Source organism: Mitsuaria sp. GD03876, from assembly GCF_029840635.1.
GTDB lineage: Bacteria > Pseudomonadota > Gammaproteobacteria > Burkholderiales > Burkholderiaceae_C > Roseateles.
In genome coordinates this window covers 66,588-90,005 of sequence record NZ_JAOCCU010000013.1, presented here as the reverse complement: position 1 = coordinate 90,005, position 23,418 = coordinate 66,588, and the positions used below count along the sequence as shown (strand labels likewise).

The window sequence follows — 23,418 nt, the reverse complement described above, 5'->3', positions numbered from 1 at the left end:
CCGCCTGAGCGCACCCGGCGCGCGCCGGCCACGAGCCGGCCGCGCCGAGGCCCCGATGCATGAGGAGACACCCGTGTTCAAGAAGATCCTGATCGCCAACCGCGGCGAAATCGCCTGCCGCGTCGCCGCCACGGCCCGCCGCCTGGGCGTGAAGACCGTCGCCGTCTATTCGGACGCCGACGCGCGCTCGCGCCACGTGCACGCCTGCGACGAGGCGGTGCGCATCGGCGGCCCGGCGCCGCGCGACAGCTACCTGCAATGGCAGCGCATCCTCGAGGCCGCCAAGGCCACCGGCGCCGAGGCGGTCCACCCGGGCTACGGGTTCCTCAGCGAGAACGAGGAGTTCGCGCAGGCCTGCGCCGACGCGGGCCTCGTGTTCATCGGCCCGCCGCCGTCGGCGATCCAGGCGATGGGCCTGAAGGCCGAATCCAAGCGGCTGATGGAGCAGGCCGGCGTGCCGCTGGTGCCGGGGTATCACGGCGCCGACCAGGATCCCGCGCTGCTGCGCCGCGAGGCCCAGCGCATCGGGTATCCGGTGCTGATCAAGGCCAGCGCCGGCGGCGGCGGCAAGGGCATGCGCGCGGTCCACGCGGATGAGGAATTCGACGCCGCGCTCGCGTCCTGCAAGCGCGAGGCGATCAACAGCTTCGGCGACGACGCGGTGCTGATCGAGCGCTACGTCCAGCGTCCGCGCCACATCGAGATCCAGGTCTTCGGCGACAGCCACGGCGATTGCGTCTACCTGTTCGAGCGCGACTGCTCGGTGCAGCGCCGCCACCAGAAGGTGCTCGAGGAAGCGCCCGCGCCCGGCATGACCGCCGAGCGCCGCGCCGAGATGGGCGCCGCCGCGGTCGCGGCCGCGAAGGCGGTCGGTTACCAGGGCGCCGGCACGGTGGAGTTCATCGCCGAGCAGGACGGCCGCTTCTACTTCATGGAGATGAACACGCGGCTGCAGGTCGAGCATCCGGTGACCGAGGCGATCACCGGGCAGGACCTGGTCGAGTGGCAGCTGCGCGTCGCCGCCGGCGAGCCGCTGCCGCTGAAGCAGGACCAGCTGCGCATGCACGGCCACGCGATCGAGGCCCGCATCTGCGCCGAGAACCCCGAGGGCGGCTTCCTGCCCGCGACCGGCCGCCTGTCGGTGGCGCGCTGGCCGGCGCACGTGGCCTTCGAACGCGGCGGCGTGCGCATCGACTCGGGCGTGGGCGAGGGCGACGAGATCAGCCCCTTCTACGACTCGATGATCGCCAAGCTGATCGTCTGGGGCGAGACGCGCGAGCAGGCGCTGGCGCTGCTGGACGCGTCGCTGCGCGATACCCACATCGTGGGCCTGCACACCAACGTGGCCTTCCTGCGCCGTTGCGCGGCGACGGCGTCGTTCGCGAACGCCGACCTCGACACCGCGCTGATCGAGCGCGAGAAGGCCGTGCTGTTCGGCCAGCCGGGCCTGCCGCTGGCGGACGCCGCGGCCGCGGTCGTCGCGCACACGCTGGCGGAAGAGGCGACCACCGAGTCCGCCGACCCGTGGAGCCGCCGCGACGGCTGGCGCCTGTTCGGCGCGGCGCAGCGGCGATTCGAGCTGGACGTCGACGGCGAACATCACCAGGTGCTGCTGTCGCGCCACCATCACGGCAGCCTGTCGCTGACGGTGGGCGGCGAATCGATCGCGCTGGCGCTGCGCTCGGCGGGATTGGAACGGCATGAGCTCTACCTGGGCGAGCGCCGCGTCGCGGTGTCGACCTACAAGGTCGGCGAGCAGGTGGCGGTGTTCGGCGCGCACGGCTCGGCGCTGGTGACCGAGGTCGACGTCATCGCCCACGCCGGCGAGGGGGGATCGGAAGGCGGCCGGCTGACGGCGCCGATGCCCGGCAAACTGGTCGCTTTCCTGGCGCAGGCCGGCGACACCGTCGCCAAGGGGCAGCCGCTGGCGGTGATGGAGGCCATGAAGATGGAGCACACGATCACCGCGCCGCGCGACGGCGTCGTGGCGGAGCTGCTGTTCGCGGTCGGCGACCAGGTCGGCGACGGCGCCGAGCTGCTGCGCCTGCAGGCGGCTTGAGACGAATCTCCCTCACCCCAGCCCTCTCCCGCGGTGCGGGAGAGGAAGCCAGACAGAGCGAATAGCCAGCCCAAGGAATCAGCCATGACGACATTGCCCAACCGAGTGACGCTGGTCGACGTCGGCCCGCGCGACGGCCTGCAGAACGAGAAGGAGAACGTCGGCACCGCCGACAAGGCCCGGCTCGTGTCGATGCTGCAGGACGCCGGTCTCAAGGAGATCGAGGTCACCAGCTTCGTCTCGCCGAAGTGGGTGCCGCAGATGGCGGACAACACGGCGGTGATGGCGGCGATCGAGCGCCGGCCCGGCGTGCGCCACAGCGTGCTGGTGCCCAACATGAAGGGCCTGGAGGGCGCGCTGCCGACGAAGCCCGACGAGATCGTCGTCTTCGCCGCGGCGTCGGAGGCCTTCTCGCAGAAGAACATCAACTGCTCGATCGCCGAGAGCATCGAGCGCTTCGCCCCCGTGGTCGCGGCGGCGCACGAGGCCGGCATCAAGGTGCGCGGCGCGTTGTCGTGCGCGGTCGGCTGCCCGTACCAGGGCGACGTGTCGGCCGACGAGGTCGAGCGGGTCGTGAAGCTGATGAAGGAGATCGGCGTCGATCACCTGGGCGTGGCCGACACGATCGGCGTGGGCACGCCGCGCAAGGTGCAGGCCGCGATGGAGCGGGCGTTGAAGCATTACCCGCTGGTCGAGCTCAGCGGGCATTTCCACGACACCTACGGCCAGGCGCTGACCAACATCTACGCCTGCCTGGAGATGGGCATCCACACCTTCGACGCGAGCGTCGCGGGCCTGGGCGGCTGCCCCTATGCCAAGGGCGCGACCGGCAACGTCGCGACCGAGGACGTGGTGTTCCTGCTCAACGGCCTGGGCATCGAGACCGGGATCGACCTGGACCGGCTGGTCGACGCCGGCGCGTTCATCTCCGGCGTGCTCGGCCGCCCCCCGGTGTCGCGCGTGGGCAAGGCGATCCTGGCCAAGCGCAAGGGGTGAGGGCCGGGGCCGTCGGCCCCGCCGATCCTCAGCCCCGGACCCGCTCGACGAACCACCACAGGTGGCCGTCGAGGTCCAGGACGCCGTAGCTCTTGTCGGCCCAGTACTCGGGGCCGTAGTCCTCGACCTTGGGTTCGTAGACGATCTTCGCGCCGGCCTGGCGCGCGCGCTCGCAGTGCGCGACCGCGTCGTCGACGTAGACCATCAGGCTCTGCGTGTTCGCCCCGTCCAGCGACTTCGGGCTGCGCAGCGGGATGCCGAAGCGCTGCGAGCGCTCGCCCGCGCCGCCCTCGCTGACCATGATCAGCGCCTCCCCGTAGATCAGCTGGCTGTGGACGACCGAGCCGTCGTCCCCGTCCACCCGCAACTGCACCTCGAAGCCGAAGGCCTCGCACAGCCACGGGATCGCCTTGGCGGCGCTGTCGTAGAACACGGCGCTGGACAGACGCGGCCAGCCGGCGGGCGTGGGTTTCATCGCAACTCCCTGGCAGTTCTCGAATGGGGGAAGCCTTCAGCATAACGAGTGCATCTCGAACCGGGCCATCGACCCCTCGACCAAGACGCCTTTCAACGCCCGAAAGGCCCATCGATGAAGGTCTCCCTGCGACAGATCGACGGTCCCTGGACCGCCGGCTACGTGCTGGACCGGCACCTGCTCCACAGCGTCTACGTCGGCGACGACAGCGACGGCCACGCCCGCTTCGACCACACCCGCACCGAGGTCGGCGAGGCGCTGCACCAGCTCAAGCATCGCGGCGACAAGGGCCAGGCCGAACCGCTCGCCCGCGCGCTGCGCACGCACCTGGTGCCGCGCTTCGGGCCGATCGGGTTCATCGTGCCGATGCCGGCCGCGCGGGTGCGGCCGTGGCAGCCGGTCGCCGCCGTCGCCCGCGCGCTGGCGATGTCGCTGCGCGTGCCCGCCTTCGAACGCCTGCTGCTGAGGACCCCACTGACCGCCCCGCTGAGCGACCGGCCGACGCGCGAGGAACGCCTCGCGGCGCTGTCCGCCAGCTTCTCGCTGCATGACGAGATCCGCAACCAGGGCCTGTGGAACGTGCTGTTGATCGATGACACCTGCGACAGCGGCGCGACGCTCGAGGCCGCCAGCCTGCTGCTGCGCAAGTACCGCAAGGTGGACCAGCTGTACGTCGCCGCGCTCACCTGGAAATGATCGGCCACCGGATTCCCGTGGATGGCGTCGCGCTTGGACGAGGGGACCGCGATGGCGCCCGGCGAGGCGACGGCCGCGGTCGCGCCGCTCAGCCGGCGGCGAGCGTCTTCTCGACGCTGTCGCGGAACTTCGTCGCGCGCTCGGCGTCGGACTCGGCCTCGATGCGCTCGCAGCACAGCTCGACCCAGGACATGAAGCGGCTCTCGGTGTCGACCTGGCGCACCAGGTCGCGCAACTCGCCCTCCCGGCCGGCCAGCATCCGCGTGACCAGGTCCAGCGCGAAGAACTTCGTCGACACCAGCCGCTTCGCCCGGTCCTGCGCCGCACGCGCCGCCGCCCGGAGCTCGCCGACCTCGCGGGCGTCGATCAGCGGCGGCAGTTCCACCAGCCCCTGGTCGACGAGCTGCTTGAGACCGTCCTCGCCCAGTCCCAGCCCTTGGCCGAGCCGGCGCAGTTCGTCCACGTCGCGCTTGCCGTCGACGGTGATCAGCAGCGCCCGCAGCGCGCCCGGCAACTGCCGTTGCCCCGGCGCCAGCAGCTGGCGCGCGAGGTCCGTCTTGCGGGGAGGTGTAACGGAAGTTTGCATGGCGGGACCGGATGTTGCGGAGCCGCCATGCAGGCTTGATGACAGTCCGGCGTGGTCCTCCCCAATCCGTGCGTTGCCGCACGGCCTCGCCCTTCCGACAATCGACGCCGCCCGGAACCATCGGGCGCCTTTCTCCGAAAGAGAGCCATGGACAAGTTCGTGATCCTCCACCGCGGCGCGCTGCGCGCGAAGTACGGCGCCGCGGCGCTCAAGAAGATCGAGGCCGCGCTCAAGCGGCTGGTCCGGCAGGACAAGCGGCGTGGCATCGACACGACGCTGGCGGCGGTGGACGTGGCCTCGGAGATGAAACCCTACGGCGCGCGGCCGATGCCGGCCAAGCCGGACGCGCGCTCGCTCAAGGCGGTGATCGACGCGCTGGCCAAGGCGCGCCAGCCGCACTACTTCCTGCTGCTCGGCGGACCGGACGTGCTGCCGATGGTCCCGCTGAAGAGCCCGACGCCGTCGGACGGCGATCCCCATGTCCCGAGCGACCTGCCCTACGCCTGCGAGAGCGGCTACAGCACCGATCCGAACCGCTTCCTGGGCCCGACACGCGTCGTGGGCCGGCTGCCGGACCTGCCCGGCGCGACCCGGCCCGACCTGCTGCTGCAGCTGCTCCGGGCGGCGACCGAGCACGAGTCGCGCCAGCGCCAGGACTTCGCCACCAGCTTTTTCGGCCTGTCGGCCGAGGTCTGGCAGGCGTCGACGCGGCAGAGCCTGGACAACACCTTCGGTCCGTCCAATCCGCTGCACCTGTCGCCGCCGGACGGCCCGTCCTGGACCAAGGCCGAGCTGGCGCCGCGGATGCACTTCATCAACTGCCACGGCGCGGACCACGACCCCTCGTACTACGGCCAGCACGGCGAGCAGTTCCCGGAGGCGCTCAGCTCGGCGGCGGTGAAGGGCCGGGTCAGCACCGGCTCGGTCATCGCGGCCGAGTGCTGCTACGGCGCCCAGGTCTTCGATCCGGCGCTGGTGGACTCGGGCGAGTGGCCGATCTCGGTGCGCTACCTGGCCGACGGCGCCGCCGCCTTCGTCGGCAGCACGACGATCGCCTACGGCCCCAGCGTCGGCAACGGCTCGGCCGACCTGCTGTGCCAGTACTTCCTGCAGCGGGTGCTGGCCGGCGCGTCGACCGGCCGCGCGCTGCTCGAGGCGCGCCAGCAGTTCGCCGGCGCCCGCACCCACCTGGATCCGGTGGACCTGAAGACGCTGGCGCAGTTCTACCTGCTGGGCGATCCGTCGCTGCAGCCGGTGACTTTCGTCGGCCACGCGCTGACGAAGACCAAGGCGTTCAAGCAGGCGTTCGCGACGGTGCAGGACCGCGGCGTGCGCGGCCTGCGCCGCGAGCGGCTGGAGCGGGAAGGGCGCAACCTGGCACGCTCGCTGCCGCGCCTGAAGGCCGTCGACGCCCGGCCCGCCGCCGCCGTGACCCGCGCGGTGACGCCGATGCTGCGCGAGTCCGGCCTGTCGCCGGCCGATTGCCAGCTCACCAGCTACCAGGTCGTCGGTGCCCCGGACCTCCGGGTGGTGCACGTCTATACCGCGACGCTGCCGGCCGCAGACGCGACGATGCGGCCGCTGTCGCTGGTCGCGACCGAGCAGGGCGGCCGGCTGCTTCACGTGAGACGCATGCATGCCCGCTGAGCCTGTCGATCCCGAGGATCCCGCCGACGCGGGGCGGTCGCCCTCCACGTCCCCCGACGGGGTGGAGACCCTGCGCGGCCGGGTGGTGCGCGACCGCGTCGCCACCGGCAGCAAGAGCGAGCACGTCGCGATGCTGCTGGCGCTGCCCGACGACACGCGGGTGCCGCTGCGCCGCGCCGGCGGCAATCCGTTCCACGACCCGGTGCTGGCCGCGCTGGAGGGTCAGGTCTTGATCGTCGAAGGTGAACGGCGCGCCAGCTATTTCCTGGTGCGGCGCCACACGGTTTGCGACGACGATGCGGGGTCGTCCGGCTGAACCTCGGCCGCCCTTGCCCAGGCCGGGAGCGCCACATGCCCCTGCCGGGACCATGGTTCGCGCAGCGGCAAATCCGCGCGTCGCGGTCGGACACCCATCGGGATGACTTGCCCGATATCGCTCGACAGACGTACAACCGGACTTCGTTCCGCGCCGATGCGCTTTCGTTTCACCCATCCAACAAGGAGTACTGCTCATGGCCAAGACCTCTTCCTCCGATCGCCTGCTGGCTGACCTGCACCAGGTGGTGACGGACGCCGAGTCGCTGCTGCGCGCCACCGCCGACCAGACCGGCGCCGGCGCGTCGGAGCTGCGGGCCCGCGTGCAGTCGACGCTGGACCGCGCCAAGTCCAGCCTGGGCGACTTCCAGTCCGCCGCCGTCGAGCGCGCCAAGGCCGCCAGCAAGGCGACCGACGACTACGTGCACGACAACCCCTGGCAGTCGATCGGCGTGGCGGCCGGTGTCGGCCTGCTGCTGGGTCTGCTGATCAGCCGTCGCTGACGCGGCGGTCTGCCGGGCAGGCGGCGCTCACGGGCCGTCTGCCGAGGGCGCGCCGCCGGGGCGGCGCGTTCCGACGGCTGGCCGAGGCGCCGGCCGTCACCGTCCGCCGTTGACCGGCGTGACGACCGGGACGCTGGCCGTCGCGGCGCTCGGCGCCAGGCACGGCGCCGGTTGGGGCGCCGGCGCGCTGGCCGGCGTCGGATTCGTTTGCCAGGGCTTGGGCGCGGCCAGCCAGCGCTCGAGGTCCTCGCCCGGCATCGGCTTGGCGAACAGCCAGCCCTGACCCTCGTGGCAGCCCAGCGCCAGCAGGTGCAGGCGCTGTTCCTCGGTCTCGATGCCTTCGGCGACGACGCGCATCCCCAGGCTGCATCCCAGGTTCACCACCATCTGCGCGATCGTCGCGCCGGCGGCGGAGCTCTGCGCCTCGCGGACGAAGGCGCGGTCGATCTTGAGCCGCTCGACGTCGAGCCGGCGCAGCTGGCTCAGCGACGAGAAACCGGTGCCGAAGTCGTCGATCGCCACCGAGGCGCCGGTGCCGCGGATCTCCGCCAGCACGCGCAGCACGGCCGAGACCTCCTCCATCGCCATCGACTCGGTGATCTCCAGCTCCAGCGCGGCGCCCGGCACGTCGGCATCGGCCAGCGCGCGGCGCACCGTGTCGATGAAGGCCGGATGACGGAACTGGGCCAGCGAGATGTTCACCGCGATGCGGAAGTCGGCATGGCCGGCGTCGCGCAGCTGGCGCACCTGGTGGCAGGCGGTCCTCAGTACGAATTCGCCGATCGGCACGATCAGGCCGGACTGCTCGGCCAGCGGGATGAACTGGTCCGGCGGCACGAACTTGCCGTCGGCGGTGCGCCAGCGCAGCAGCGCCTCGGCGCCGATGACGCGCTGCGAGCCCAGTTCCACCTGCGGCTGGTAGACGACGAACAGCCGGCGTTCCTCGAAGCTGGCGCGCAGGCCCTTGAGCAGCTTGAAGCGCTCGCGGGCGTCGACGCCCATCTCCGCCGAGAAGTACTGCGACGCGCCGCGGTTGCCCGCCTTGGCGCGCTTGAGCGCGATCTGCGCGTCCAGCAGCAGCTCCGAGCCCAGCGCGCGCGACTGCGCCAGCCGCACCAGCCCGGTGGTGGCGGAGAGCTGCAGCCGCTCGCCGGCGACGGTGAACGGGTCCTCGAAGACCAGCGCGATGCGGTGGCCGTTGACCATCTCGTCGGGACCGAGCAGGCCGAAGGCGTTGGACGAGATCCGCGCCATCGCGGTGTTGAAGCCCAGCCGCTGCGCCAGCCGCTGCGACACCGCCTGGAGCACCTGGTCGCCGAAGCGGTGGCCGAAGGCGTCGTTGACGTCGGCGAAGTCGTCCAGGTCGATCAGCGCCAGCGTGATGCCCTCGGGCGTCTTGAGGTTGTGCTCGAGCAGCTCGATGAAGCGCGTGCGGTTGGGCAGCTGCAGCAGCGGGTCGTTGTAGGCCTGGTCCGTCAGCTGCGTGTAGAGCATGACGTTCTCGAAGCCGACGGCGATGTTGGAGCAGAAGGCGCGCAGCAGCTGGCGGTCGAGCTCGTCGAGCTCGCGCTGCACTTCGACCAGCGCGGCCATCGCGCGGCCGCTGGGCAGGCCGAAGAACAGGACGGTGCAGCCCTCTTCATGCAGGTTGTGGCCGGCGGCCAGGCAGCGCGCGAGCAGGTCCCGCACCTTGCCCACCGGCACCGCGCGCAGCGGCCGGTTGATCAGCGAGCTGTACTGGCCGGCCGCGGCGATGACGCGGGCGTCGCCGGACGCGTCGTTGTGGGCCTGCACGCAGACCAGGCCCTCGGGCAGCGTGCCCAGCAGCGCGCACAGCTGCGTGACCACGCCTTCGGCGAAGCGGTGCAGCCCGTGCTGGCGGCCGAGCTCGGTGCTGGCCTCGACGATCATCTCCAGGCCCTGCCGGTTCGCCTCCAGCGCGCGGATCTGCCGGTACGAGCGGATCGCGGCGGTCAGCACCGTGTAGAGCCGGGTGCGGGTCAGCTCCGACTTGGTCTTGTAGTCGTTGATGTCGTAGGTCTGGACCGTCTCGATCTCCGGCGCGTAGCCGGGCTGGCCGGTGCGCAGCACGATGCGCACCGCGCGCAGGCGCAGTTCGTCGCGGATGTGGCGCACCAGCTGCAGGCCGGCGTCGTCGGACTCCATGACCACGTCCAGCAGCACGACGGCGATGTCGGGTTCATGGCCGAGCAGCGAGCGCGCCTCGGCGGCGGACTTGGCGTGCAGGAAGGCCAGCGGCTGGCCCTCGACCTGCAGGCCCTGCATCGCGAGCTCGGTCGCCTTGTGGACGTCGGTGTCGTCGTCGACGATCAGCACCCGCCAGGGCTTGCGGGGGGGCGCGTCGTCCACGGCCGCATGCTCGTGGTCGTCCAGGAACTGCAGCAGGTCGTCGTCTTCGACGACGGCGGAGTGCGGCGTGTGCTGGCGATCAGGCATTGAATGAACCTTGTCAGGCCGGCGGCGCGCGGCGCGCGCAACCAGGCGTTACCGCACTTTAGCCCAAGGCCTGAGGCGCGATTGGACAAAGAACGCCCTCGTTTCCCCCGATTCAGTGATAGCTTCCGCGTTCCGGGAGGCCGGACACAGAGGAGAAACATTCGATGGAATCACGCGATCCGGGGCTGACGGAGCGGCTGCGTCGCATCGCCGAGCGCACGCTGGAACTGGCCCGCGTGCGGCTGGAATTGCTCGGCGTGGAACTGCAGGCGGAGCTGCTGCGGCTGTTCGGCGCGCTGACCGCGTTGCTGCTGGCGCTGCTGCTGGGCGTGGCCGCGCTGCTGATGCTGGTCGTGGCGTTGCTGCTGTGGGTGCCGGACAACTGGCGGGCCCCCCTGGGTGCGGGGCTCGGCGCGGCCTTCCTGATCGGCGCGGTGTCGTCCTGGTACTGGGCGAAGCGGCAACTGGCGACGGGCCGGCCGTTCTCGGCCAGCGCCGCGGAACTGGCGCGCGACCAGCGCGCCGTCGCGCCCGATACCGGAGATCAACCGTGATGTGGGGCGACGCGGGCCAGCGGCTCAAGCTGCGTCAGCTCGAGCTGCAGCTGCGCAGCGCGGAGCTGCGGGTGGGCCTGGTGCGCGACCTGCAGGCGCTGGAGCGCCCGATGCAATGGGCCGAACGCGGCCATGGGCTCTGGCGGCTGGCCGGCAGCCTGCCGCGGCTGTGGCGCACGGTGGCGGCGCTGGCCGCCGCGGGCGGCCTGGCGGGGCTGGTGCGCGCGCTGCGCCGGCGCGACGCCGACGCGGTCGACAGCCCGCCGGGGCGCATCGCCCGGGTCTGGGCCTGGGTCAGCCTGGGATGGAAGGTCTGGCAGTGGGTGAAGCCGGGACCGGCGCCGACGGCGCCGTCCGCTGACGATCAGCGCTGACCGCGCTTGGCCGCCGGCTTGGCCAGGGGCTTGCCGCGCGGCGCCGGCTTCGCGCCGGTGACCCGCGGCGGCAGTCCGGTGTGCTGCGTCAGGATCTGGCCGGCGCGCGGCTTGTTCGGCGCGACCTTCTGGCCGGCCTGCGTCGAGTTCTTGCGCCGCGCCGACTCGTAGCCGCCGTCGGTCGCCGGCTGGAAGGTCGGGATCAGGTGGTGCTTGCCGTTGCCGATCAGGTCGGCGCGGCCCATCTCCTTGAGCGCCTCGCGCAGCAGCGGCCAGTTGCTCGGGTCGTGGTAGCGCAGGAAGGCCTTGTGCAGGCGCCGGCGCCGCTCGCCCTTGACGATGTCGACCGGCTCGCTCTCGCGGGTGATCTTCTTCAGCGGGTTCTTGCCCGAGTGGTACATCGCCGTGGCCGTGGCCATCGGGCTCGGATAGAAGGTCTGCACCTGGTCGGCGCGGAAGCCGTTGCGCTTGAGCCAGAGCGCGAGGTTCATCATGTCCTCGTCGGCGGTGCCCGGGTGCGCGGCGATGAAGTAGGGGATCAGGTACTGCTTCTTGCCGGCGGCGGCGCTGGCGGCCTCGAACAGCTGCTTGAAGCGGTCGTAGGTGCCGATGCCCGGCTTCATCATCTTGGACAGCGGGCCGCCCTCGGTGTGCTCCGGCGCGATCTTCAGGTAGCCGCCGACGTGGTGCGTCACCAGTTCCTGGATGTACTCGGGCGACTCGATCGCCAGGTCGTAGCGCAGGCCCGAGCCGATCAGGATCTTCTTCACCCCGCGCAGTCCGCGCGCGCGGCGGTACAGCTTGATCAGCGGGCCGTGGTCGGTGTGAAGGTTGGGGCAGATGCCGGGATAGACGCAGCTGGGCTTGCGGCAGGCGGCCTCGATCTCGGGGCTCTTGCAGCCGATGTGCCACATGTTGGCGGTCGGGCCGCCCAGGTCCGAGATGATCCCGGTGAAGCCCTTGACCTTGTCGCGGATGTCCTCGATCTCGCGAATGATCGAGTCCTCGCTGCGGCTCTGGATCACGCGGCCCTCGTGCTCGGTGATCGAGCAGAAGGTGCAGCCGCCGAAGCAGCCCCGCATGATGTTCACGCTGAAGCGGATCATTTCCCAGGCCGGGATCTTGGTGGCGTGGTCGTGGCTGCCGTTCTCGTCGGCGTAGACCGGATGCGGGCTGCGCGCGTAGGGCAGGTCGAAGACGTGGTCCATCTCGACCGTGGTGAGCGGGATCGGCGGGGGGTTGAGCCAGACGTCGCGGTCGACGCCGCCGGACGAATGCCGCTGCACCAGCGCGCGCGCGTTGCCCGGATTCGTCTCCAGGTGCAGCACGCGGTTGGCGTGGGCGTAGAGCACCGGATCGCCCTTGACCTGCTCGAACGCGGGCAGGCGGATGACGGTGCGGTCCTTGGGCGTGACCAGCGCGCGGCCGTCGCTGCCGTTCCTGGCCAGCGTCTGGCGCACGATCTTGATCGGCTTGATCTCGGGCATGCCCGGCTGCGGCGCGGCACCCGTCGACGGGGCGCCCGCGGCGCCGGCGGCCTGGGCCTGCTCCTGTTGCTTGGAGCAATCGGTGCCCTGGTCGGCGGCCGCTTCCTCGGTCGTCATGTAGGGGCTGAGCAACGCGTCGACCTTGCCCGGCGCGTCGACGTCGGTCGAGTCGATCTCGAACCAGCCGTCCAGCGACGCGTCGTCGGGCCGGCGCATGAAGGCGGTGCCGCGCACGTCGGTGATCGACTCGATCGGCTTCTTCTGCGACAGGCGGTGGGCGATCTCGATGATCGCGCGCTCGGCGTTGCCGTAGACCAGCAGGTCGGCCTTGGAGTCCACCAGGATCGACCGCCGGACCTTGTCCTGCCAGTAGTCGTAATGGGCGATGCGGCGCAGCGAGGCCTCGATGCCGCCGATGATCACCGGCACGTCCTTGAACGCCTCCTTGCAGCGCTGGGTGTAGACCAGCGTCGCGCGGTCCGGCCGCTTGCCCGCGGCGCCGCCCGGCGTGTACACGTCGTCCGAGCGGATCTTCCGGTCGGCCGTGTAGTGGTTGATCATCGAATCCATGTTGCCGGCCGCCACGCCGAAGAACAGGTTGGGCTTGCCCAGCGCCTTGAACGCGTCCGCCGAGTTCCAGTCCGGCTGCGCGATGATCCCGACGCGGAAGCCCTGTGCCTCCAGCGTGCGGCCGATCACGGCCATGCCGAAGCTGGGGTGGTCCACGTAGGCGTCGCCGCTGACGATGATGATGTCGCAGCTGTCCCAGCCCAGTTGCGTCATCTCCTCCCGCGACATCGGCAGGAACGGCGCGGGACCGAAGCGCTTGGCCCAGAACGGGCGGTACGAGGTCAGCGCCTTCTGGCCGGTCTTCTTCAGATCGGACAGCGGGCGGGTGGGCGGAGGAGCGATGGACACGGCGGCGGCTCGGACGTGGGCAACCGGGTATTGTCGCCGCACCCTGGGGTTCACCCCAGGGCACCCCGCGCAAATGCAGGGCTTTCCACCGGAATTGCGCTCAATCGCGAGGATGGACGGCCGCGTCCGGGGCCGGGGGCGTGTCGTCCGCGGGGCTGGCGTCGTCCCGGGGCAGGCCGCCGGCGCCCTGCGGGCCGGGCGCGGAACATGCCGCCTGGCGGCCCAGCGCGCCGCGTTCCGCCGCCGTCAGCGGCGGGAAGCGGTTCGGCACCGCCACCGTCAACGAGGAGAGGTAATGCTCCAGCCGCGCCTGTCCGACCTCGATCAGGTCGAAGGCCTCCGGATCCAGGATCCAGTGATGCAGCAGCCCGCCGATCAGCGCCATCAGCCCGATGGCCGCCTGGTGCGCGTCGACGTCCGCGGGCAACTGGCCGAGCGCCTTGGCGCGCTCGAACGCGTCGCGGTTGTGGGTGGTCCATTCGCGGTGCGCGGCCACCTTGCGGCCCCGGATCGAGGCCATCTCCCCGACGAACTCCACCCGCAGGTTGGCGATCTCGAAGGCCCGGCGTGTGCGAGCGTTGAACACCGCGCAGTGCATGACGTTCATCAATCGCAGGCGCAGGTCGTCCAATGGCCGCTCGGGATGGGGCGTCACCGACGCCTCGAAGTCCTCCTCCAGCGGCATGGTGGCGCGCTCCATCATCGCGTTGAAGAGCTGGACCTTGTCTTCGAAATGCCAGTAGACGGCGCCGCGCGTCACGCCGGCGGCCTGCGCGATGTCCTGCAGCGAGGTCCGCGAGACGCCGCGCTCATGGAACAGCTGTTCCGCGGCGTCGAGCAGGCGCTCGCGCGTCTCCTGGGCTTCCTGTTTGGTTCGACGTGCCATGCCTCGATTGTAGGAGCACGTTCCAGAAACATACATGCATGAATGTATGTATATACTGCGCGGCTTCGGGTCGAACCGTACCGATGCCGTACGTCGTGGCGGTAGGTGCCATGGTTGGCTGACCCATCTGAATCTGTACTGCGAGAGGAATCCCATCGTGATGTCTACCCCTCTGACAAAAGCAACGCCGGGGTCGGAGCGCCCGGGCCTGAAGGCCGGCGCGCGCATGCTCTACCTGTTGCCGCTGGTGATTTCGATCGCGGCGGTGCTGACCGCCTGCGGCAAGGACGAGGCGGCCGGCAAGGGCGGCCCGGGCGGCGGCATGCCGCCGGCCAACGTCGGCGTCGTCACGGTGGGCCAGCAGCCGGTGGCGCTGCAGACCGAACTGCCGGGCCGTGTCGAGGCGCTGCGTACCGCGCAAGTGCGCGCTCGCGTCAACGGCGTGATCCTGAAGCGTCTCTTCACCGAGGGCTCCGAGGTCAAGGCCGGCCAGGCGCTGTTCCTGATCGACCCGGCGCCGTACCAGGCGCAGCTCGACAGCGCCAACGCCAACCTCGCCAAGGCCCAGGCCAACGAGGCGCAGGCCGCCGCGCAGGCCGCGCGCAACAAGCCGCTGGCCGACGCCAAGGCGATCAGCCAGCAGGAATACATCACCTCGGTGGCGACCGCCAAGGCCGCGACCGCCGATGTCGCCGCCGCCAAGGCCGCCGTCGTGCAGGCCAAGCTGAGCCTGGACTACGCCCATGTCTACGCGCCGATCTCGGGCCGCATCGGCCGCGCGCTGGTGACCGAGGGCGCGCTGGTGGGCGCGGCCGACGCCACGCAGCTGGCGCTGATCCAGCAGGTCAGCAGCGTCTACGTGAACTTCACCCAGTCCGCCAACGAGGTGCAGACGATGCGCCGCGCGCTGGCCGCCGGCCAGCTGCGCAGCGCCGGCGCCAACGCGGCGCAGGTCGAGATCGTCGGCGACGACGGCAACGTCCTGCCGCGCGCCGGCAAGCTGCTGTTCACCGACCTGACGGTCGACCCGACCTCGGGCCAGGTGACGCTGCGCGCCGAGGTGCCGAACCCGGACGGCCTGCTGCTGCCCGGCCAGTACGTGCGGGTGCGCGTGGCGCAGGCGGAACTGCCCTCGGCGGTACTGCTGCCGCAGCAGGCGGTGACGCGCGGCTCGACCGGCGACACGGTGCTGGTGGTCGGTCCCGACAACAAGCCCGCGCCGCGCAAGGTCAAGATCGGCAACGCGATCGGCAACCAGTGGGTGGTGCTGGACGGCCTGAAGTCCGGCGAGAAGGTCATCGCCGACGGCTTCCAGAAGATGTTCGTCCCGGGGGCGCCGGTCAATCCGGTGCCGTTCAACCCGGCGAGCGCGGCCTCGGGCGCCGCCCCGGCGGCCTCCGCCGCGGCCAGCCGCTGAGCGCCTGACGCTCCGGAAGGATCCAAGACATGGCACGTTTCTTCATTGATCGCCCCATCTTCGCGTGGGTGATCGCCCTGTTCATCCTGGTCTTCGGCGGGGTGGCCGTCACCCAGTTGCCGGTGGCGCAGTACCCCACGGTGGCGCCGCCCTCGCTGGTGATCGCGGTGACCTACCCCGGCGCCTCGGCCAAGACCCTGGACGAGGCGGTCGTCTCCGTCATCGAGCAGGAGCTCAACGGCGCGCCCGGCCTGGCCTACATGGAATCGATCAGCCAGGCCAACGGCACCGGCTCGATCACGGTGACCTTCGAATCGGGCACCAACATCGACCTGGCGCAGGTCGAGATCCAGAACCGCCTCTCGCGCGCCACGCCGCGCCTGCCGGCGGCGGTCACGCAGCAAGGCGTGCGCGTGGACAAGTCGCGCTCGAACTTCCTGCTGTTCGTGACGATGGCGTCCAAGGACGGCTCGATGGACCCCATCGCGCTGGGCGACTACGCCGCCCGCAACATCGTTCCTGAAATCCAGCGCATCCCCGGCGTCGGCCAGGCGCAGCTGTTCGGTTCCGAGCGCGCGATGCGCATCTGGCTGGATCCGGCCAAGATGCAGTCGTTCAACCTGAGCCCGGCGGAGGTGAGCGCGGCGGTCGCGGCGCAGAACGCGCTGGTGCCCGCGGGCGTGCTGGGCGACCGGCCCAACACCAGCAGCCAGACGATGTCGGCCACGATCGTCGTCAAGGGCCAGCTCGAGGACAAGGCGCAGTTCGAGAAGATCGTGCTGCGCGCCAACACCGACGGCTCCAAGGTGCTGCTCAAGGACGTCGCGCGCATCGAGCTCGGCGGCCAGAGCTACGCCACCTACACCCGCCTGAACGGCCAGCCGTCCACCGGCATCGGCGTGCAGCTCTCGCCCACCGGCAACGCGCTGGGCACCGCCACCGCGATCAAGAAGCGGATGGAGGAGCTCAAGAAGTACTTCCCGGCCGGCGTGGACTACACGGTCCCGTACGACTCGTCCAAGTTCGTGAAGATCTCGATCTCCCAGGTGGTCGAGACGCTGATCGAGGCGATCGTGCTGGTGTTCCTGGTGATGTACCTGTTCCTGCAGGACTGGCGCTACACGCTGATCCCGACGCTGGTGGTGCCGGTGGCGCTGCTGGGGACCTTCGGGGTGATGCTGGCGCTGGGCTTCTCGATCAACGTGCTGACGCTGTTCGGCATGGTGCTGGCGATCGGCATCCTGGTCGACGACGCGATCGTCGTCGTCGAGAACGTCGAGCGCATCATGAGCGAGGAGGGCCTCAGTCCCCGCGAGGCCACCAAGAAGGCGATGGGCCAGATCTCCGGCGCCATCATCGGCATCACCACGGTGCTGATCGCGGTGTTCGTGCCGATGGCGTTCTTCGCCGGCTCGGTGGGCAACATCTATCGCCAGTTCTCGCTGGCGATGGTGGCGTCGATGGCGCTGTCGGCGCTGATGGCGCTGTCGCTGACGCCGGCGCTGTGCGCGACGCTGCTCAAGCCGGTCGAGGCCGGCCACCACCATGAGAAGCGCGGCTTCTTCGGCTGGTTCAACCGCGGCTTCTCGCGCACCGCCAAGGGCTACGAGGGCTGGGTCGCCAAGCTGCTCAAACGCAGCGGCTCGATGATGGTGGCGTTCGCCGCGATCGTGGCCGTCGTGGGCTGGCTCTACATCCGCATGCCGACCTCGTTCCTGCCCAACGAGGACCAGGGCTACCTGATCGTCAACGTGCAGCTGCCCCCGGGCGCGACGTCCAACCGGACGGAAGCGGCGGTGGCCGCGGTCGAGAACTTCCTGCACAAGCAGCCGGAAGTGGCCGACACGATCGGCGTGATCGGCTTCTCGTTCTCGGGCCAGGGCCAGAACGCGGCGCTGGTGTTCGTGCCGCTCAAGCCCTGGGAGGAACGCAAGGGCAAGGACCACAGCGCGCAGGCGCTGGCCGGCCGGGTGATGGGCGCGATGATGGTGGGCGTGCGCGACGCGTTCATCTTCCCGCTGTCGCCGCCCCCGATCCCCGAACTGGGCACGGCCACCGGCTTCGCGCTGCGGCTGCAGGACCGCGGCGGCCTCGGCCACGAGGCGCTGCTGCAGGCCCGCAACCAGCTCATGGGCATGGCGCAGAAGAGCAAGGTCATCACCGGCATGCGGCCGGACGGCCTGGAGGACGCGCCGCAGCTGCAGATCGACATCGACCGCGAGAAGGCGCAGGCGCTGGGCGTCGGCTACGACACGATCGCGCGCACGCTGGGCATCCAGCTGGGCTCGACCTACGTCAACGACTTCCCGAGCACCGGCCGCATGCAGCGGGTCGTGGTGCAGGCCGACGCGCCCAAGCGCATGACGCCCAACGACGTGCTGGCGATCAACGTCAACAACGCGCAGGGCGTCAACGTGCCGCTGTCGGCCTTCGCGACCAGCCACTGGATCACCGGCCAGATGCAGGCGACCCGCTACAACGGCTATCCGGCGATGCGCCTGGCCGGCGACGCGGCGCCGGGCGCCTCGACGGGCCAGGCGATGAAGGAGCTGGAATCGATGATCCAGCAGCTCCCGCCGGGCATCGGCTACGAGTGGACGGGCCTGTCGCGCGAGGAGCAGCTGTCGGGCTCGCAGGCCGGCATCCTGCTGGCGTTCTCGCTGCTGGCGGTGTTCCTGTGCCTGGCGGCGCTGTACGAGAGCTGGTCGATCCCGCTGTCGGTGATGCTGGTGGTGCCGCTGGGCCTGCTGGGCGCGCTGGCCGGGGCGACGCTGCGCGCGATGCCCAACGACGTGTACTTCAAGGTCGGCCTGATCACGATCATCGGCCTGTCGGCGAAGAACGCGATCCTGATCATCGAGTTCGCCAAGGACCTGCAGGCGCAGGGCAAGGGGCTGGTGGAGTCGGTGCTGGAGGCGGCGCACCTGCGCTTCCGTCCGATCATCATGACCTCGATGGCCTTCATCCTGGGCGTCACGCCGCTGTTCTTCGCCTCGGGCGCGGGCTCGGCGAGCCAGCGCGCGATCGGCACCGGCGTGCTGTCGGGCATGGTCACGGCGACGCTGCTGGCGGTGGTGTTCGTGCCGGTGTTCTTCCTGGTGGTGCGGCGCTTCTTCAAGGGCAGCGAGCGCCAGCAGAAGCTGTACGCGCATGAACTGGACGGCCCGGACGCCGGCAAGGCGATCGCGGCGGCCAAGAACGCCGATGGAGTGTGAGCATGAAGAAGAACAAGTTTTCCCTGCTGGCCGCGGCGGCCGCGACGGTGGTCCTGCTGACGGGCTGCGTGAACCTGGCGCCGGATCACCAGCGCCCCGACGCGCCGGTGGCGCCGCAGTGGCCGCAAGGCCCGGGCGCCGAAGCGGGCGACGCCAAGGCCGCGACCGAGCTGCAATGGCAGCAGTTCTTCCGCGACGAGCGGCTCAAGCAGCTGATCGAGCTGGCGCTGAAGAACAACCGCGACCTGCGCATGGCGCTGCTGAACGTGGACGTGGCGCGGGCGCAGGCCAACGTCACCGCGGCCAGCCGCTGGCCGACGGTCAACGTCGGCCTGTCGGCGCAGCGTTCGCCGCAGACCACGTCCAACGGCGACAGCAAGATCGTCAACGTCTACCAGGCGGGCCTGCAGGTCACCTCGTACGAGATCGACCTGTTCAGCCGCGTGAAGAACCAGAGCGCCGCGTCCTTCGCGCAGTACCTGGCCACGGGCGAGGCGGCGCGGTCGGCGCAGATCAGCCTGGTGGCCGGCGTCGCGTCGGCCTACCTGGCGGTGCAGGCGGACGAGGAGCTGCTGGCGCTGACGCGCCAGACGCTGGCCACGCGCGAGGACAGCCTCAAGTTGATGCAGCTGAAGTTCGACAACGGCGCGGCGTCCAACCTGGACCTGAGCACGTCCAAGTCGTCGTATGAATCGGCGCGCGCCACGCTGGCGCAGGCCGAGCGCACGCGGCAACAGGACCTGAACGCGTTGACGCTGCTGGTGGGGCAGGTGCTGCCGGAGGCGCTGCCGGCGTCCAAGCCGCTGGGCGACCAGACGATGGGCGCGCTGCTGGCGGGGTTGCCCTCGCAGGTGCTGGTGGACCGGCCCGACGTGCGGCAGGCCGAGCAGCAGCTGGTGGCCTCCGAGGCCAACATCGGCGTGGCGCGCGCGGCCTATTTCCCGAGCATCACGCTGACGAGCAGCGTGGGCACGGCCAGCGGCGCGCTGAAGGACCTGTTCAGCCAGAGCGCGTGGAGCATCGCGGGATCGGCGCTGATGCCGATCTTCGACGCAGGCCGGGTGCGCAACAACGTCGCGGCGGCGAAGGCGAACCGCGAGATCGCGGTGGCGCAGTACGAGAAGGTCGTGCAGACGGCCTTCAAGGAAGTGGCCGACGCGCTGGCGGGCCGGGCGACGCTGGACGAGCAACTGCGCGCGCAGGATGCGCAGGCGCAGGCGGAAGCCACGCGGCTGCAGCTGGTGGACCTGAGCTTCCGCAACGGCGCGGCATCCAGCCTGGACCTGCTGGACGCGCAGCGGGCGAGCTTCGCGGCGCAGCAGCTGGCGCTGCAGGTGCGCCTGGCGCAGCTGCAGAACCAGGTGCAGCTGTACAAGGTGCTGGGCGGCGGCCTGGACGCCGCGCCGCGTCAGCCGGGCTGACTCACACGACCCTCACCCCAGCCCTCTCCCGCAGTGCGGGAGAGGGGGCCTCGTGAGACCGGTTAGCCCTGCGAAGGCGTGATGGTGTCCGTGGGGGTGGTCCCCTCGCCCCCGGGAGGGGGAGAGGGTCAGGGTGAGGGGGCGTTTCAGCGCAGCCGCTTGATCAGGCTCGAGGTATCGAACCGCCCGCCGCCCATTTCCTGGACGTCGGCATAGAACTGGTCCACGAGCGCCGTCATCGGCAGTCGCGCGCCGTTGCGGCGCGCCTCGTCGAGCACCAGCCCGAGGTCCTTGCGCATCCAGTCCACGGCGAAGCCGAAGTCGAACTTGTCGTCGACCATGGTCTTGCCGCGGTTGTCCATCTGCCAGCTCTGCGCGGCGCCCTTGCCGATCACGTCGAGCACCAGCGCCATCGGCAGGCCGCTCTTCTGGCCGAAGGCGATCGCCTCGGACAGCCCTTGCACGATGCCGGCGATGCAGATCTGGTTGACCATCTTGGCCAGTTGCCCGGCGCCGGCGTCGCCCACGCGGGTCACCGCCTTGGCCAGGTGCAGCGCGTACGGGCGCACGCGCTCGAAGGCGGCCTCGTCGCCGCCGCACATCACGGTCAGCGCGCCGTTCACGGCGCCGGCCTGGCCGCCGGAGACCGGCGCGTCGACGAAGTGCGCGCCCGCGCCCCGCGCCGCGGCGTACAGCTCGCGGGCGACCTCGGCGGAGGCGGTCGTGTGGTCGACGAAGACGGCGCCCGGCTTCATGCCGGCGAGCGCGCCGTCGGCGCCCAGCACCACCGAGCGCAGGTCGGCGTCGTTGCCGACGCAGCAGAAGACGATGTCGGCGTCCTTGGCCGCCTCGCGCGGCGTGGGCGCCGCCTGCCCGCCGAACTCGGCCACCCAGGCCTGCGCCTTGGCGGGCGAGCGGTTGTAGACGGTGACCTGCTGGCCGGCCTTGGCCAGGTGGCCGGCCATCGGGAAGCCCATCACGCCGAGTCCGAGGAAGGACACGCGAAGGGGCGGGGTCGATTCGTAGGAACGCTGGCCGATGCTGCTCATGGAGGGACCTGTCGGTGGGAATTGAGAACCCGCCGATTGTGGCCCTCCCGTGCCCTCAGACGATGGTCAGGTGCTCGGTGCCGGACGACAGATCGCCGCTGCGCGCCCGCTCGCTGTTGAGCTTGATCTGCAGCCGCAGGTCGTTGACCGAGTCCGCGTTGCGCAGCGCGTCCTCGTAGGTCACCTTGCCGAACTCGTAGAGGTCGAACAGCGCCTGGTCGAAGGTCTGCATGCCGAGCTCGCGCGAGCGCTTCATGATCTCCTTGATCTCGCCCACCTCGCCCTTGAAGATCAGGTCCGACACCAGCGGCGTGTTCAGCAGGATCTCCACCGCGGCGACGCGCCCCTTGCCTTCCTGGCGCGGCAGCAGCCGCTGCGACACCAGCGCCTTCAGGTTCAGCGACAGGTCCATCAGCAGCTGCGCGCGGCGCTCTTCCGGGAAGAAGTTGATGATCCGGTCCAGCGCCTGGTTGGCGCTGTTGGCGTGCAGCGTGGCCATGCACAGGTGGCCGGTCTCGGCGAAGGCCACCGCGTGCTCCATCGTCTCGCGGTCGCGGATCTCGCCCATCAGGATCACGTCCGGCGCCTGGCGCAGCGTGTTCTTCAGCGCGTGCTCCCAGCCCTCGGTGTCCAGGCCGACCTCGCGCTGGCTGACGATGCAGTTCTTGTGCGGGTGCACGAACTCGACCGGATCCTCGATCGTGATGATGTGGCCGTAGGTCGTCTCGTTGCGATGGTCGACCATCGCGGCCAGCGTCGTGCTCTTGCCCGAGCCGGTCGCGCCGACCAGGATCACCAGGCCGCGCTTGGTCTGGGTGACGTCCTTCAGGATCGGGGGCAGGTCCAGCGCCTCGATCGTGGGCAGCGTCTGCGGGATCGTCCGCAGCACCAGCGCCACCTGGCCCTGCTGGATGTAGGCGTTCACGCGGAAGCGCCCGATGCCCTGCGGCGAGATCGCGAAGTTGCACTCCTTGGTGCGCTCGAAATCGGCCGCCTGCTTGTCGTTCATGATCGCCCGCGCCAGCTGCAGCGTGTGCTGGCCGGTCAGCGGCTGCGGCGACACCTTGGTCACCTTGCCGTCGACCTTGATCGCCGGCGGGAACTCCGCCGTCAGGAAGAGGTCGGAGCCCTTGCGCGACACCATCAGGCGCAGCAGGTCGTTGATGAACTTGGTGGCCTGATCGCGTTCCATGGCGAGGTCCTGTCCTGTGTGCGCCGGTGCCGTCGGTCAGTCGCTCGCGGCCCGGTCGGTTGTCGTGGGGAATCGATGCGGCCGCGGCGCAGGCGCGTCGCGGCGGGTCGCGTCAGCCCGGGAAGTTCTCCGGCATCTTGGCCTTGGCGCGCGCCTCGGCCGGCGAGATCACGTTGCGGCGGACCAGGTCGGTCAGGTTCTGGTCCAGCGTCTGCATGCCCAGGCTGTTGCCGGTCTGGATCGACGAGTACATCTGCGCGATCTTGTTCTCGCGGATCAGGTTCCGGATCGCGGAGGTGCCCAGCATGATCTCGTGCGCCGCGACCCGGCCGCTGCCGTCCTTGGTCTTGCACAGCGTCTGCGAGATCACCGCCTGCAGCGACTCGGACAGCATCGCGCGGACCATGTCCTTCTCCGCCGCCGGGAACACGTCGACGATCCGGTCCACCGTCTTGGCCGCCGACGAGGTGTGCAGCGTGCCGAAGACCAGGTGGCCGGTTTCCGCCGCGGTCAGCGCCAGGCGGATGGTCTCCAGGTCGCGCATCTCGCCCACCAGGATGCAGTCCGGGTCCTCGCGCAGCGCCGAGCGCAGCGCGTTGGCGAAGCTCATCGTCTGCGGGCCCACCTCGCGCTGGTTGACCAGGCACTTCTTGGACTCGTGCACGAACTCGATCGGGTCCTCGACGGTGAGGATGTGGCCGTACTCGTTCTCGTTGAGGTGGTTGACCATCGCGGCCAGCGTCGTGGACTTGCCCGAGCCGGTCGGGCCGGTCACCAGCACGATGCCGCGCGGCTTGGTCGCCAGCTCGGTGAACACCTTCGGGCAGTTGAGCTGCTCCAGCGTCAGGATCTTGCTGGGAATGGTCCGGAACACGGCGCCCGCGCCGCGGTTCTGGTTGAAGGCGTTGACGCGGAAGCGCGCCAGGCCCTGGATCTCGAAGGAGAAGTCGCATTCCAGCGTCTCCTCGTACATCTTGCGCTGGGCGTCGCTCATGATGTCGTAGACCATGTCGTGCACCTGCCGGTGCTCGAGCGGCTCGACGTTGATGCGGCGCACGTCGCCATGGACGCGGATCATGGGCGGCAGCCCGGCGGACAAGTGGAGGTCGGAGGCCTTGTTCTTGACCGAGAATGCCAGCAGTTGGGTGATGTCCATGGGATGAAGAAAAGC

General features: G+C 70.3%; 19 protein-coding genes. 11 read left to right on the top strand and 8 right to left on the bottom strand.

Annotated elements, in window-relative coordinates:
* Window positions 1–73: 73 nt before the first annotated feature.
* Window positions 74–2,059 (top strand): acetyl/propionyl/methylcrotonyl-CoA carboxylase subunit alpha, encoded by a 1,986-nt coding sequence (locus N5D62_RS10520; RefSeq protein ID WP_279757668.1) that lies wholly within the window; start codon window positions 74–76, stop codon window positions 2,057–2,059.
* An 84-nt stretch (window positions 2,060–2,143) separates the two neighbouring features.
* Window positions 2,144–3,055 carry a hydroxymethylglutaryl-CoA lyase gene (locus tag N5D62_RS10515; RefSeq protein ID WP_279757667.1) on the top strand — a complete coding sequence of 304 codons (912 nt, stop codon included), beginning with the start codon at window positions 2,144–2,146 and terminating at the stop codon, window positions 3,053–3,055.
* Window positions 3,056–3,083: 28 nt separating this feature from the next.
* On the opposite strand, the gene N5D62_RS10510 is transcribed toward N5D62_RS10515, so the two are convergent.
* Complete coding sequence (locus tag N5D62_RS10510) at window positions 3,084–3,530, bottom strand: VOC family protein (RefSeq protein WP_279757666.1); 447 nt, start codon at window positions 3,528–3,530, stop codon at window positions 3,084–3,086.
* Between the two features lie 114 nt (window positions 3,531–3,644).
* Here N5D62_RS10510 and N5D62_RS10505 point away from each other — a divergent pair, with 114 nt between their 5' ends.
* On the top strand, window positions 3,645–4,226 hold the full coding sequence (locus tag N5D62_RS10505) for a ComF family protein (RefSeq protein ID WP_279757665.1): 582 nt from the start codon (window positions 3,645–3,647) through the stop codon (window positions 4,224–4,226).
* 88 nt (window positions 4,227–4,314) lie between these two features.
* Here the strand turns inward: N5D62_RS10505 and N5D62_RS10500 are convergent, their stop codons facing one another.
* Window positions 4,315–4,812: a hypothetical protein gene (locus N5D62_RS10500; protein WP_279757664.1), complete on the bottom strand. Its 498-nt coding sequence runs from the start codon at window positions 4,810–4,812 to the stop codon at window positions 4,315–4,317.
* A 147-nt stretch (window positions 4,813–4,959) separates the two neighbouring features.
* On the opposite strand from N5D62_RS10500, the gene N5D62_RS10495 reads away from it, so the two are divergent.
* From N5D62_RS10495 to N5D62_RS10485, 3 genes are all read left to right on the top strand, one after another.
* The gene (locus tag N5D62_RS10495; protein WP_279757662.1) at window positions 4,960–6,459 is read left to right on the top strand and encodes a C25 family cysteine peptidase; all 1,500 of its coding nucleotides are present in this window, start codon (window positions 4,960–4,962) and stop codon (window positions 6,457–6,459) included.
* Window positions 6,449–6,775, top strand: a complete 327-nt coding sequence (locus N5D62_RS10490) for a hypothetical protein (RefSeq protein WP_279757661.1) — start codon at window positions 6,449–6,451, stop codon at window positions 6,773–6,775. Before N5D62_RS10495 ends, N5D62_RS10490 begins: the two co-directional genes overlap by 11 nt.
* Before the next feature lie 196 nt (window positions 6,776–6,971).
* A complete protein-coding gene (locus tag N5D62_RS10485) occupies window positions 6,972–7,277 on the top strand; it encodes a DUF883 family protein (protein WP_279757660.1) in 306 nt (101 codons plus the stop codon).
* Window positions 7,278–7,373: 96 nt separating this feature from the next.
* Here the strand turns inward: N5D62_RS10485 and N5D62_RS10480 are convergent, their stop codons facing one another.
* Window positions 7,374–9,734 carry an EAL domain-containing protein gene (locus N5D62_RS10480; RefSeq protein WP_279757658.1) on the bottom strand — a complete coding sequence of 787 codons (2,361 nt, stop codon included), beginning with the start codon at window positions 9,732–9,734 and terminating at the stop codon, window positions 7,374–7,376.
* A gap of 164 nt (window positions 9,735–9,898) precedes the next feature.
* Between N5D62_RS10480 and N5D62_RS10475 the strand changes: the two genes are divergently transcribed.
* Entirely contained in the window at window positions 9,899–10,288 is a 390-nt protein-coding gene (locus tag N5D62_RS10475) for a phage holin family protein (RefSeq protein ID WP_279757657.1), read from the top strand.
* Entirely contained in the window at window positions 10,288–10,662 is a 375-nt protein-coding gene (locus N5D62_RS10470; protein WP_279757656.1) for a hypothetical protein, read from the top strand. The genes N5D62_RS10475 and N5D62_RS10470 overlap by 1 nt, the downstream gene beginning before the upstream one ends.
* Here the strand turns inward: N5D62_RS10470 and N5D62_RS10465 are convergent.
* Together N5D62_RS10465 and N5D62_RS10460 are read right to left on the bottom strand one after the other, a co-directional pair.
* On the bottom strand, window positions 10,653–13,061 hold the full coding sequence (locus N5D62_RS10465) for a YgiQ family radical SAM protein (RefSeq protein ID WP_279757715.1): 2,409 nt from the start codon (window positions 13,059–13,061) through the stop codon (window positions 10,653–10,655). The genes N5D62_RS10470 and N5D62_RS10465 overlap by 10 nt on opposite strands.
* 106 nt (window positions 13,062–13,167) lie before the next feature.
* Window positions 13,168–13,953, bottom strand: coding sequence for a TetR family transcriptional regulator (locus N5D62_RS10460; RefSeq protein ID WP_279757655.1), 786 nt, complete (start codon window positions 13,951–13,953; stop codon window positions 13,168–13,170).
* Window positions 13,954–14,179: 226 nt separating this feature from the next.
* On the opposite strand from N5D62_RS10460, the gene N5D62_RS10455 reads away from it, so the two are divergent.
* The 3 genes from N5D62_RS10455 to N5D62_RS10445 are packed head-to-tail and all read left to right on the top strand — an operon-like array spanning window position 14,180 to window position 20,006.
* Window positions 14,180–15,370 carry an efflux RND transporter periplasmic adaptor subunit gene (locus tag N5D62_RS10455; RefSeq protein ID WP_279757714.1) on the top strand — a complete coding sequence of 397 codons (1,191 nt, stop codon included), beginning with the start codon at window positions 14,180–14,182 and terminating at the stop codon, window positions 15,368–15,370.
* A gap of 29 nt (window positions 15,371–15,399) precedes the next feature.
* Entirely contained in the window at window positions 15,400–18,585 is a 3,186-nt protein-coding gene (locus tag N5D62_RS10450) for an efflux RND transporter permease subunit (protein ID WP_279757654.1), read from the top strand.
* A 2-nt stretch (window positions 18,586–18,587) separates the two neighbouring features.
* Window positions 18,588–20,006, top strand: coding sequence for an efflux transporter outer membrane subunit (locus N5D62_RS10445; RefSeq protein WP_279757653.1), 1,419 nt, complete (start codon window positions 18,588–18,590; stop codon window positions 20,004–20,006).
* Window positions 20,007–20,152: 146 nt separating this feature from the next.
* On the opposite strand, the gene N5D62_RS10440 is transcribed toward N5D62_RS10445, so the two are convergent.
* The 3 genes from N5D62_RS10440 to N5D62_RS10430 form a co-directional block, all read right to left on the bottom strand.
* Window positions 20,153–21,055 carry an NAD(P)-dependent oxidoreductase gene (locus N5D62_RS10440; protein WP_279757652.1) on the bottom strand — a complete coding sequence of 301 codons (903 nt, stop codon included), beginning with the start codon at window positions 21,053–21,055 and terminating at the stop codon, window positions 20,153–20,155.
* 55 nt (window positions 21,056–21,110) lie between these two features.
* Window positions 21,111–22,247 (bottom strand): PilT/PilU family type 4a pilus ATPase, encoded by a 1,137-nt coding sequence (locus N5D62_RS10435; RefSeq protein WP_279757651.1) that lies wholly within the window; start codon window positions 22,245–22,247, stop codon window positions 21,111–21,113.
* A gap of 112 nt (window positions 22,248–22,359) precedes the next feature.
* A complete protein-coding gene (locus N5D62_RS10430) occupies window positions 22,360–23,403 on the bottom strand; it encodes a type IV pilus twitching motility protein PilT (protein ID WP_279757650.1) in 1,044 nt (347 codons plus the stop codon).
* Window positions 23,404–23,418 lie beyond the last annotated feature (15 nt).

Bases quoted from the DNA above. Each gene is read 5' to 3' on its own strand.
- N5D62_RS10485 (WP_279757660.1), top strand. From the start codon at position 6,972: ATGGCCAAGACCTCTTCCTCCGATCGCCTGCTGGCTGACCTGCACCAG.
- N5D62_RS10480 (WP_279757658.1), bottom strand. From the start codon at position 9,734: ATGCCTGATCGCCAGCACACGCCGCACTCCGCCGTCGTCGAAGACGAC.
- N5D62_RS10450 (WP_279757654.1), top strand. From the start codon at position 15,400: ATGGCACGTTTCTTCATTGATCGCCCCATCTTCGCGTGGGTGATCGCC.
- N5D62_RS10475 (WP_279757657.1), top strand. From the start codon at position 9,899: ATGGAATCACGCGATCCGGGGCTGACGGAGCGGCTGCGTCGCATCGCC.
- N5D62_RS10445 (WP_279757653.1), top strand. From the start codon at position 18,588: ATGAAGAAGAACAAGTTTTCCCTGCTGGCCGCGGCGGCCGCGACGGTG.
- N5D62_RS10490 (WP_279757661.1), top strand. From the start codon at position 6,449: ATGCCCGCTGAGCCTGTCGATCCCGAGGATCCCGCCGACGCGGGGCGG.
- N5D62_RS10440 (WP_279757652.1), bottom strand. From the start codon at position 21,055: ATGAGCAGCATCGGCCAGCGTTCCTACGAATCGACCCCGCCCCTTCGC.
- N5D62_RS10500 (WP_279757664.1), bottom strand. From the start codon at position 4,812: ATGCAAACTTCCGTTACACCTCCCCGCAAGACGGACCTCGCGCGCCAG.
- N5D62_RS10430 (WP_279757650.1), bottom strand. From the start codon at position 23,403: ATGGACATCACCCAACTGCTGGCATTCTCGGTCAAGAACAAGGCCTCC.
- N5D62_RS10455 (WP_279757714.1), top strand. From the start codon at position 14,180: ATGCTCTACCTGTTGCCGCTGGTGATTTCGATCGCGGCGGTGCTGACC.
- N5D62_RS10470 (WP_279757656.1), top strand. From the start codon at position 10,288: ATGTGGGGCGACGCGGGCCAGCGGCTCAAGCTGCGTCAGCTCGAGCTG.
- N5D62_RS10505 (WP_279757665.1), top strand. From the start codon at position 3,645: ATGAAGGTCTCCCTGCGACAGATCGACGGTCCCTGGACCGCCGGCTAC.
- N5D62_RS10460 (WP_279757655.1), bottom strand. From the start codon at position 13,953: ATGGCACGTCGAACCAAACAGGAAGCCCAGGAGACGCGCGAGCGCCTG.
- N5D62_RS10435 (WP_279757651.1), bottom strand. From the start codon at position 22,247: ATGGAACGCGATCAGGCCACCAAGTTCATCAACGACCTGCTGCGCCTG.
- N5D62_RS10510 (WP_279757666.1), bottom strand. From the start codon at position 3,530: ATGAAACCCACGCCCGCCGGCTGGCCGCGTCTGTCCAGCGCCGTGTTC.
- N5D62_RS10495 (WP_279757662.1), top strand. From the start codon at position 4,960: ATGGACAAGTTCGTGATCCTCCACCGCGGCGCGCTGCGCGCGAAGTAC.
- N5D62_RS10515 (WP_279757667.1), top strand. From the start codon at position 2,144: ATGACGACATTGCCCAACCGAGTGACGCTGGTCGACGTCGGCCCGCGC.